This is a genomic window from Shewanella chilikensis, assembly GCF_002836945.1.
In the GTDB taxonomy this organism is placed as follows: domain Bacteria; phylum Pseudomonadota; class Gammaproteobacteria; order Enterobacterales; family Shewanellaceae; genus Shewanella; species Shewanella chilikensis.
In genome coordinates this window covers 35,927-45,767 of sequence record NZ_NIJM01000032.1, presented here as the reverse complement: position 1 = coordinate 45,767, position 9,841 = coordinate 35,927, and the positions used below count along the sequence as shown (strand labels likewise).

At 53.1% G+C, this 9,841-nt stretch carries 10 protein-coding genes; 8 read left to right on the top strand and 2 right to left on the bottom strand.

Features of this window, described 5'->3' with window-relative positions; translation table 11 throughout:
• The first annotated feature begins 331 nt into the window (after positions 1 to 331).
• On the top strand, positions 332 to 1,222 hold the full coding sequence (metF, locus tag CX651_RS13060) for a methylenetetrahydrofolate reductase (RefSeq protein WP_101056402.1): 891 nt from the start codon (positions 332 to 334) through the stop codon (positions 1,220 to 1,222).
• Between the two features lie 63 nt (positions 1,223 to 1,285).
• On the opposite strand, the gene CX651_RS13055 is transcribed toward metF, so the two are convergent.
• Positions 1,286 to 3,133, bottom strand: coding sequence for a methyl-accepting chemotaxis protein (locus CX651_RS13055; protein ID WP_101056403.1), 1,848 nt, complete (start codon positions 3,131 to 3,133; stop codon positions 1,286 to 1,288).
• Between the two features lie 351 nt (positions 3,134 to 3,484).
• On the opposite strand from CX651_RS13055, the gene slyA reads away from it, so the two are divergent.
• From slyA to CX651_RS13030, 5 genes are all read left to right on the top strand, one after another.
• Positions 3,485 to 3,952 carry a transcriptional regulator SlyA gene (gene slyA / locus CX651_RS13050; protein ID WP_101056401.1) on the top strand — a complete coding sequence of 156 codons (468 nt, stop codon included), beginning with the start codon at positions 3,485 to 3,487 and terminating at the stop codon, positions 3,950 to 3,952.
• Between the two features lie 10 nt (positions 3,953 to 3,962).
• Complete coding sequence (locus tag CX651_RS13045; RefSeq protein ID WP_101056400.1) at positions 3,963 to 5,021, top strand: HlyD family secretion protein; 1,059 nt, start codon at positions 3,963 to 3,965, stop codon at positions 5,019 to 5,021.
• 8 nt (positions 5,022 to 5,029) lie between these two features.
• Positions 5,030 to 6,058 carry a DUF2955 domain-containing protein gene (locus tag CX651_RS13040; RefSeq protein ID WP_101056399.1) on the top strand — a complete coding sequence of 343 codons (1,029 nt, stop codon included), beginning with the start codon at positions 5,030 to 5,032 and terminating at the stop codon, positions 6,056 to 6,058.
• Between the two features lie 288 nt (positions 6,059 to 6,346).
• Entirely contained in the window at positions 6,347 to 6,901 is a 555-nt protein-coding gene (locus tag CX651_RS13035; protein ID WP_229839757.1) for a c-type cytochrome, read from the top strand.
• A gap of 9 nt (positions 6,902 to 6,910) precedes the next feature.
• On the top strand, positions 6,911 to 7,963 hold the full coding sequence (locus tag CX651_RS13030; RefSeq protein ID WP_101056397.1) for a c-type cytochrome: 1,053 nt from the start codon (positions 6,911 to 6,913) through the stop codon (positions 7,961 to 7,963).
• A gap of 228 nt (positions 7,964 to 8,191) precedes the next feature.
• Here the strand turns inward: CX651_RS13030 and CX651_RS13025 are convergent, their stop codons facing one another.
• Positions 8,192 to 8,587, bottom strand: a complete 396-nt coding sequence (locus CX651_RS13025; RefSeq protein WP_025010187.1) for a hypothetical protein — start codon at positions 8,585 to 8,587, stop codon at positions 8,192 to 8,194.
• 645 nt (positions 8,588 to 9,232) lie between these two features.
• On the opposite strand from CX651_RS13025, the gene CX651_RS13020 reads away from it, so the two are divergent.
• Positions 9,233 to 9,613, top strand: coding sequence for a GFA family protein (locus tag CX651_RS13020; RefSeq protein WP_101056396.1), 381 nt, complete (start codon positions 9,233 to 9,235; stop codon positions 9,611 to 9,613).
• Positions 9,610 to 9,816, top strand: coding sequence for a cysteine-rich CWC family protein (locus tag CX651_RS13015; protein WP_101056395.1), 207 nt, complete (start codon positions 9,610 to 9,612; stop codon positions 9,814 to 9,816). The genes CX651_RS13020 and CX651_RS13015 overlap by 4 nt, the downstream gene beginning before the upstream one ends.
• The last annotated feature ends 25 nt before the right edge of the window (positions 9,817 to 9,841 follow it).

Genomic DNA, 9,841 nt, shown 5'->3' with positions numbered 1-9,841 from the left:
TCGGCATCCATGCCTCAGCCACGTTATTTGCGCCAACGGCTTTCGGCGACACCGAGGGGGAATCGGTGCAACTCTGTTAGTCCTGAGCAGCTTGAAATATTTGAGCGATTTGCAGACATACGCCTATTTTCCAGTCACAGGATCACCTGTGCGAAAGCTCTCCCCAGGTGCAAAGCCGAGGCTTTGCAGAAACACTCATTAGTGGCTTTTATACCGATTAAGATAAATACACCTTTGAAGCCATCTTTGGGCTTGACTTCAATGACAGTTTCTCTAGTATGTGGACATATAGACGTCCAAACGTCCAGATAGACAGTTGAGGGAATTTTCAATGGCTTTTCATCACGCACAACATGCGCACTCGCTGAACCAGAGCTTGTCCGAGCTCAACGGCGACATCAATGTTTCTTTCGAGTTCTTTCCGCCCTCAACACCTGAGATGGAAACTTTATTGTGGAACTCAATTCAGCGCCTGGAGCCACTGAATCCCAAGTTTGTTTCTGTCACCTATGGTGCCAACTCAGGAGTGCGGGATCGCACTCACAGCGTGATCGAGCGGATCCAGCAGGAAACCGAGCTGGTGGCGGCGCCGCACCTGACATTGGTGGATGCCAGTGATGAAGAGTTACTGGAGTTGGCGCGTCACTACTGGAACAGCGGTATTCGTAACATTGTGGCGCTGCGAGGCGATCTGCCGGAAGGCAGCCCCAAGCCGACACGTTTTGCCTCAGATTTGGTGCGTTTGCTGCGCTCGGTCGCCGACTTTGATATTTCGGTGGCTGCCTATCCTGAGGTGCACCCGGATGCGACCAATGCTCAGGCCGACCTTATCAACCTGAAGCGCAAGATTGAGGCCGGTGCCAGCCGTGCCATCACCCAGTTTTTCTTCGATGTGGAGTCTTATCTCAGGTTCCGCGACCGTTGTGTGGCCGCCGGCATTGATGTGGAAATTGTTCCCGGGATATTGCCTGTGGGCAACTTCAACCAGCTTAAGCGTTTCGCAGCCATGACCAATGTGTCTTTGCCAGGATGGCTGCACCGCCAGTTTGAAGGTTTGGATAACGATCCCGGTACCCGGGCGTTGGTGGGCGCCAACGTGGCCATCGACATGGTCAAGGTGCTTTCCCGTGAAGGAGTGAAAGATTTCCACTTCTATACCCTGAACCGCGCCGAGCTCACCTATGCCATCTGCCATACACTGGGAGTGCGTCCAGGCAAGTGATGGCCTCTCAGTGAACCTTTGATAAAAGGAAGCCCACCAACAGGTGGGCTTGTCTTTAGTGAGTTAAACCTTGAATTGGCTGACCAACTGCTTGAGGCGTACCGACAGCTGCGCCAGCTCTTCACCGGCGACGGCTATCTGGGCTGCGCTTTCACTGCCCTGAGCCACGCCATCATTGATATTATTGAGATTGCGATTGATCTCGGCCGAGACGGCGCACTGCTCGTTGGCGGCGCTGGCTATCTGGATATTCATCTGGGTGATGGCGGAAACCGCGGCGCGGATCTCATTGAGAGCCGCATCGGCGTTTTGCACTTCGGCAACACACTTATCCATGGTTTGATTACTGCTCTGCATCACACCGACGGCTGACTGCGCCCCTTGTTGCAGGGTTTCAATCATCTGTTGAATTTCGGTTGTCGATGCCTGGGTGCGGCTCGCCAGGGTGCGTACTTCATCGGCTACCACGGCAAAGCCCCGTCCCTGCTCGCCGGCCCTGGCCGCTTCAATGGCGGCATTGAGTGCCAGCAGGTTGGTTTGATCGGCAATGTTGCGGATCACTTCCAACACTGAGTCTATCGCCTGACTGTCCTGCTCTAGCTGGTCGATAGCAGCCGCGGCGCCGCGGATCTCTGACTCCAGCCCGGCCATCAGCTCAACCACACTGTTGACCACCTGTTTACCTGAATCTGTGGCGGTATCGGCTTGCTCTGCCGAGTCGGCGGCAACAGTGGCATTTTGGGCGACCTCCTGAACCGTGGCGGCCATCTCGTTCATGGCGGTAGCCACTTGTTCGGTTTCCCTTTGCTGCTGCTCGGCGCTGTGGCGGCTGTCGCTGGTGATGCCGGACATCTCTTCGGCCGAGGTTGCCAGTGAGTCCGTGGCTTGAGTCACCTGCTGAATAGTTTGCTGGATTTTGGCGACAAACAGATTGAATGCCCGCGCCAGATCGGCAATTTCATCCTTGCTGCTCACTTCGATACGCTTGGTCAGGTCGCCTTCCCCTTGAGCGATATCTTCCATGGCGCTGGTGGTTTGCGCTATAGGGCGGGTGATGCTGCGGGCGATAAAGAAGGCGATAACGGCGCCCGCCAACAGCGCTATGGCACCAATGGCTACCAACTTGAGTTTGATATACCAGAGGCTGGCTTCCGAGTGGCTGCGATCCATGGCGATCGCCAGTACGCCAATGGGATTATCGGAAAAGTCAGTCACCTGATGCAGGTAGAGGACATGACTATTGTTATTCAGACTTATCAAAGACTTGTCAGCTTTCCCCTGTTGTACTTTCTGCAGCAGCGCCGTGTCTTTGAAAGCCGCGGTTTCAAAGGTTCCGCCAAAACGGCGGTAACCGCTGCTGTCAGGTGTCAGCAGGGCAATTTCGGCCTGGTAATTCTGTTTGAAGGCATCGAAGAAAGGTTGGCCGAATGACATGCCAAATTCAACCGAACCTGTATGTTGTCCCTGATAAGTCATAGGAGCCAGGCCGCGGATCCCGAGGCCGGCTACCCCCTTCTCGAGTCCCATTATCGGTTGCTTGCTGTTGTTGGTTTGCACTACCGTTTGGCGAAACCCAGAGAGATCGTCACCGAACTTTTCCGGTTTATGTACCCTGAGGAAGGAGGTGGCCGGTGGCAGATGGAATTGAAACTGCTGCACGGCAAAATCCCGCTTCAACGGGACAAACAGTTGTTGGCTGCGGTTGTTGAGTGAATCCCGGTCGCCGAAGGCGAATTCCTGTTGCATTTCCGGGGTATTGGCCACCACAGTGGCCAACGCCTCGGCCAATTTGCCTGAAGAGTCTATTTCAGCAATCGCGGTTTGATATAGCTTATGCAGTTCACGCTGCTCGGCATTATCAATTTGGCCGGAAAATTCCGACAGTACCAAGGGCATGATAAAGCTCATCATGGCGATAAGCACGGCGCAGATCCCCAGCACGATTCGAGTGCCGATTTTTAGATGTGAGAACAAGTTAGCCTCCAGGCATGGGAGTGATGAAACGAGTGCGGCGGCTTGACGTGGCCTGGTAATCGCCACGATCTTGCGCCGGGCTCATTGTACCTTCCCAGGTTCAAACAAGGTTGAATAATTATAGTGAGCCAGGTGTTAAGCAATTGCGACTTATGACAAATTTTTGCTCCGATCCGTTTACTTACTGAGCAGATGTGCGAGGCAGATCGGGTTTATTTTCGATCGGCTATTTACTTAGCAGGCTAAATAAATAAAATGCTTAGCCTGCTAATTAATTAGTGAGTCGAGATGCACAGATATATAGAACAGCTGACCGAGACCTCTCTGGGAGAGCGCTTGGGGCGTTTACACCGTTTATGGCGCATGGTCGCCGACAATGAATTGGCTCCTTTGGGGCTGACCCATCCCCGTTGGACCGCGCTGTGGAAGTTGAGACGCATGGGCGACCACATCAGTCAAAAGCAGTTGGCCGAGTCGCTGGAAATTGAATTGCCTTCTTTGATGCGGACCCTGGGTCAGTTGGAGCAGCAAGGGCTAATCTCCCGCCACAGCTGCGAGCATGACAAAAGGGCTCGCATCGTTTCCATGACGGCTGAAGGTGAAGAAGTTATTCGCTCCATGGAGGCCAGAATCATCCAGGTACGGGCCAAGTTGTTGGCGGGCATAGATCCGAATGAGCTGGCTCATTTTGAAGCTGTGATCACCAGGATTTGCGATAACGCCCAACATCAGCTGCAGCAAGAGCAAGCGAAATGAGAGAGACTTTATGACGCCAGATCAACAATTTGCCAGACTCGTTAAATTTTCCATGGTGGGCTTTGTGCTGGTCTTCGCCTATTTCATGTTGGCGGATCTGGAGATGCCGCTGACGCCACAGGCGATGGCGACCCGCACAGTGGTCAAGGTAGCCCCCCAAGTGAGCGGCCCGGTGCAATCTGTGGCCGTAGCCAACAATCAACATGTAGAGGCCGGGCAGTTACTCTTCGCCATTGACCCGGCTCCTTTTGAGCTCGCGCTGGAGCAAGCCAAACTGGCGCTGGAGCAGGCGGTGCAGGATAACGCCGAGCTGGATGCTGCCATAGAGGCTGCCAGCGCCGATGTCAGCGCCAATGAGGCCATGTTGCAACAGAAACAACGTGAGGCCAGGCGCCTGGATGCCCTCTATGCCAGTAATGGTGTGTCACGCCAGCTCAAGGATCAGGCCGATACCGATGCCAGCTCGGCACAAGCAAAGTTGGTGGCTTCCAAGGCGCAGTTGGCTAAACTCAAGGTTTCCCGGGGAACAGCCGGGACAGAGAACCTCAAGTTACGTCAGGCCCGCAGCCGTTTGGCTCAGGCTGAATTGGATCTGAGTTACACCAAGGTGCTGGCAGAACACGAAGGCATAGTGACTAATCTGCAACTGGCGAGTGGCAGCATGGCCAACAAGGGCCAACCTGTATTGGCCCTGGTGTCGGAGCAGATGGATATCATTGCCGATTTTCGCGAGAAAACTCTCAGGGGAGTTGAGCCGGGCACTGAAGCCTGGGTGGCGTTCGATGCCGAACCAGGCAGACTCTACCCCGCCAGAGTCAGTAGCCGCGATGCCGGTGTCAGCGCCGGACAATTCGATGCTAACGGCATGTTGGCGACGCCGACCGAGTCGGATCGTTGGGTGCGGGATGCTCAGCGTCTGCGACTGCACTTTGAACTTCTGAGTGAAGAACACCCCATGTTGGCCGCTGGCTCCCGTGCTACCGTACAACTGCTGCCGGACAATAGTTTCTATCGTTTCATGGCCAAGCTGCAGATCAAGGCAGTCAGCCTGCTGCACTACATTTATTGAGGTGGCCGATGATCTTGCGTCACCACCCCTTGACTCAGAATGAGCTGCGCCAGTGCCTGCGCATCGCCACAGGTGCCAGTCTGGGCTTTCTGATCTGTAAGCTGATGAATTGGAACTATGGGGTGTTTTACACAGTTACCCCCATGTTGTTGCTGGGGCTGGTGCCAGTGATGAACGGCCATGCCGCGCGCCAGTTGCTGGCCGCGGCTGTTGTCTGTGGGATCGAGGTGGGCATCATAGGCGGTTTGTTTGGCAGCCATCCGGCACTGATGACCTTGATTGTCTTTGTGCTGTTTCTGTATCGCTTTGCCTGTATGTCCCGTGGCGCCCTGTTTCTGTTTGGTGCCAATGGAGTGATCAGCCTCAGCATCATGCTGCATTTTGCCAGCTATCCGGATACCGATCTTAACGATCTCATCTTCGGTAACTTTTGGGCCAGTGTACTGTCTGTGTTGATAGCTTATTTGATGACAGTGTTGATCCCGGATGTTGAACCTCGCAGCGCTTATGTGCCCGGGCCCAAGCAGCCCCACAGAATGCGCCATGAAGCGCTGATGGGGGCCAGCGTTGCAACCCTGTCCTTTCTGATATTCCAGGCTTTTGATCTGCGCGACTCCATGTCGGCTCAGGCAACTACCTTACTGTTGCTGTTCCCCATGCATTGGAATGGGGCTCTCGACTACGCCCGCAAACGGGCAATGGGCACTGTACTCGGGGTGGTATACGGGATGGCGGTGCAGCTGTTTCTGTATGATTGGTCCGGTGTGCTTTTGTTGGTCGTACCCATGCTCTGGTTTGGTACCCTGTTGTTTGCCCAAGCCCATGTCAAAGAGGCCAGCGGCTCGGCGGTGGGCTTTGGTGCCATGACCACCTTGGGAATACTGTTCGGCCAATACCTGACTCCGGGGAATGATCTGATCTTCAGTGCCCTGTATCGGGTGAGCAGCATTCTGGTGGCCATAGTCGGTACTTTACTGGCCTGTTACCTGTTACATCATTTTCTCAACAGTTTTGAGGCGACCCGCTTTGGAGAGTAATTACCTCTAAACGAGAATCGTTATCCAATACATTGTTAGAAAAGGGTTTTTTATAAAACTCAAATCGTAAGCAAATATTTCAAAGCCTGGGATTTATTTGAGCTGCAAACCTTATGGCATCTGGATTGTGCCCGGTTACTCTGGTTTTTTGATATTTATCGCAAACTTCTCATATATGTGATTTGGATCTATGCTATAGCCCTTACTCATAATGGGGGATAACAGATGAAATCAATCACGCTCGCCGCAGGTGGCCTGCTGCTGTTGGCTCAGTCCATAGGGACAGCCATGGCAGCACAACCGGCTATGCCACCACAGGCCGCGCTTTGTGGCAGTTGCCACGGCCCTCAGGGACAGGGCGTAGAGCCGCTGGGCCCAAGGCTCGCCGGACTTTCCAGCCAATATATTCAACAACAGATCAAGCTGTTCCAGGCGGGAACCCGCCAAAACGCCACTATGATGCCGATGGCAATGACTCTGCAGGGTGATGAGGTTATCGGTCAGGTGGCGAATTACTTCTCTGCCCAGAGCGTCGCCGAGGTCAAACCCAAGCTCAGAGGTGAGCAAGTGGTATTTGCCGATCCGACTGAAAAACTGGTGTATCAGGGCGACTGGACCCGGAACCTACCCGCCTGTGTAACATGCCATGGCCCGTCAGGCCTGGGTGGCGGCACTTTCCCAAGGCTTGCCGGTCAGCAAGCCAGCTACATCAAGACTCAACTGCACGCCTGGCAGGATGGCAGCCGTAAAGGTGATGTCGATGGCATGATGGAGCATGTTGCCAAACAGCTCAATAGCGCCGAAATCGACGCCATCGCCAGTTATTTTGCCAATCTCAAGTAAGGACGCAGCATGAAAAAATCTACTCTGTTTATCATGGGTGCTGTGGCCGCAATGACAGCTCAGGCCCAGGCCGAGAATCTTCCCGATCGCCAGGCGCAATTGCCTTCTTCTCCCAAGGTGGAGGGACAGGAATATCTTATCCCCAGACCGCTGGATACCATTCCGGCCGGTGCCTTTGGTGACAAGGTGCGCAAGGGCTATCAGCTGTTCGTCAATACTCAGCAACTGCGGGATAAATACGTCGGCAATGAGCTGAACTGTGTCAACTGCCACATGGATGCCGGCCGTGAGCCCAATGCTTCTCCTATCTGGGGTGCCTATTTCGCTTATCCTGCTTATCGGAAGAAGAATGATAAGGTCAACAGCTTCGAAGAGCGTATCCAGGGCTGTTTTACCTATTCAATGAACGGCAAGGCGCCAAAGAGCGGCAGCCCTGAGTTGGTGGCCTTGTCTGCCTATGCCTATTGGCTTGGGGTAGGTGGCTTGATGGATCAATACGGCGTCAAAGGCGAAGTGCCTGAACTGGCCGATGCCGAGCTTATCAAGGGCGGAAAACGGGAAGACTTCCCTATTCCTGAAGCCATTAAGCAGCAATTGACGGTAGAGCAACGCGCCAATCTGCCGGGCCGGGGTTACCCTTCAATCCCCAAACCTGAGCAGGCCTATGACCCTGCCCGTGGTGAGCAGGTTTATCAGGCCCATTGTCAGGCATGTCATGGTGCCGATGGCCAAGGTCAGGCGATAGCAGGTGTATATGCCTTGCCACCTCTTTGGGGGCCTCAGAGCTTTAACTGGGGCGCCGGAATGCACAGGGTTAACACGGCTGCCTTCTTTATTCACGAGAATATGCCACTGGGTAAGAGTATGCAGCTAACCACTCAGCAAGCCTGGGATGTGGCTGCCTATATCAACTCCCATGAGCGTCCTCAGGATCCCCGCTTCAAAGGAAAACTCGAGGAAACCCAAGGCAAGTATCACAAGCATGCCGGTTACTATGGTAAAGAAGTAAAGGGTATCTTGCTGGGCAAAGAGGCTTATCCAGTCTTCCCTAAGAAGCAGTAAGCTCAGAGCCTTAATCTGTTCAGCGCGCCTATAGGCGCGCTTTTTTATACCTGACTGCAAGGAGTAGGGATTGCGGCTCTGCTGGCTATAGACCGCCGAGGGGACAGGCATTGAATAGCCGGGAGGGTATAGAAAGAAATAGAAAGGCCGGTCTCAGGGGATGACCGGCCTTGGATACTGATGGGCTCAAGCGGAGATGAGCCCAGGCATTATGCTCTGCTTAGATGATCAGAGATTATTTTCCAGGTACTGGCGGATAGCTGTGTCGTTAAAGACACAGGCGTGGTTGCCGCCGAAACCGACTTCGAGTGCGAAAACGCCATCGCCGATACGCATGTTCTTGGCTTCTTCGGCATTGTCGTTGATGTTCTTGATATGCAGGGTCTTGATCTGCGCAACAATCTCTTCCTTGGCGTCCTGGTCGTTGGCGAGTTCTCTGAACGCGGATTTGACACGATCCAGTGCATAGGTGGGCACGTACATGATCTCTTTGGCGCTGTCGAAGCTATCCCAGTCAAAGGTTACGTCCAGGTCGGCATCCAGAATGCTCTTTATGTCCTGCTTGAACTCAACCACATACTGCTCTTCGATAGAGCGCTTCCATTGCTTTTCTTGTAAACCCATTATTTCCTTCTCTATAAGTTGAGGAGAGCGCGTACTGGCCACTCAAGCAACCGATTTACGCCCCCAAATCATATCCCTTGGTTTGTTTCCAAGGAGGTAAACCGGGGCCAGTCTACCTACTTTGTGGCATGGGATCCATAGGGTTATGACCGAAAAATGCTTCCTTAAAAATAAATTAAAAACTCAGCTAATCAATGAGATTGGTTGTTTTGCTCCGATAGTATGCGATTTGTTCGCTATCAGAAACATTCGTTGGCAACACCTCGGCGGTGATGACAAATCCTCGGTGCCATAGGGGCGGTAAGCCGCCTGATAGCGCTATTATCAATAGAGCAACCATTATCAACATTATCGGTTCAGGCATGGATTTGAGAACTTCAGCTTCAGGAACTCGAAGCCGAATGTTCCATTATGGCATCTGGAATAGTGGCAATTTACTGTAACAATATCGGGTGAAATGCTTACCCATTGTCAGGAGGATAAGCATAGAATGAATGCCTGAACGGAGAATTATTTAGCTTGGCAGTTCAGCTTCTGTCTATTGGCAAGGGTTTTTCCCTGGGGCAAGATGAAATAAGCCGTATGCCGTTTTGCTTGAATTTTCAGCATAAGCTTGCCCGATAAAACAGGATTACAGGGATTGTCATGACTCAGACTCACTATATTGCCCGTTGCCATTGTGGCGGGATTCAGTTGGCGCTCACTTTTCCCAAGGGAGTCAACAATGTTCGCCGTTGTGATTGCTCCATGTGTCGCCGCCGCGGCGCGCCGGTAGCCTCTGTGTCCTTGGCCAATCTCAAGCTGGTGAGCGGCGCAGAGCTGCTCAGCTGTTATCAGTTCAATACCCATACCGCCAAACACTATTTCTGTAGTCGCTGCGGTATCTATACTCACCATCAAAGGCGCTCAAACCCACAAGAGTACGGCATTAATCTGGGGTGCATCGACGAGTTGGATCCCTTTGCCTTCAAGGATGCTCCCGTGATGGATGGCATCAATCATCCCGCTGACAGGGAGGCTTCATGACCGAAAAGTCCGCTGCTCGCTGCCCTGTATGTCAACAAGCCAACCAATGCGCCATGGCGGCCGGTACAGATCCTGCGCTTTGCTGGTGCATGAAGGCTGATTTTAGTTACCTGGAACTGACCCTGCGGGATATTCCCAAGCACAGTTGTATCTGCCGACACTGCTTAATCAATATAAAGAAAAATGCCGCTCACCATGAGTGAGCGGCATTTTTACCGAGTTGATTTA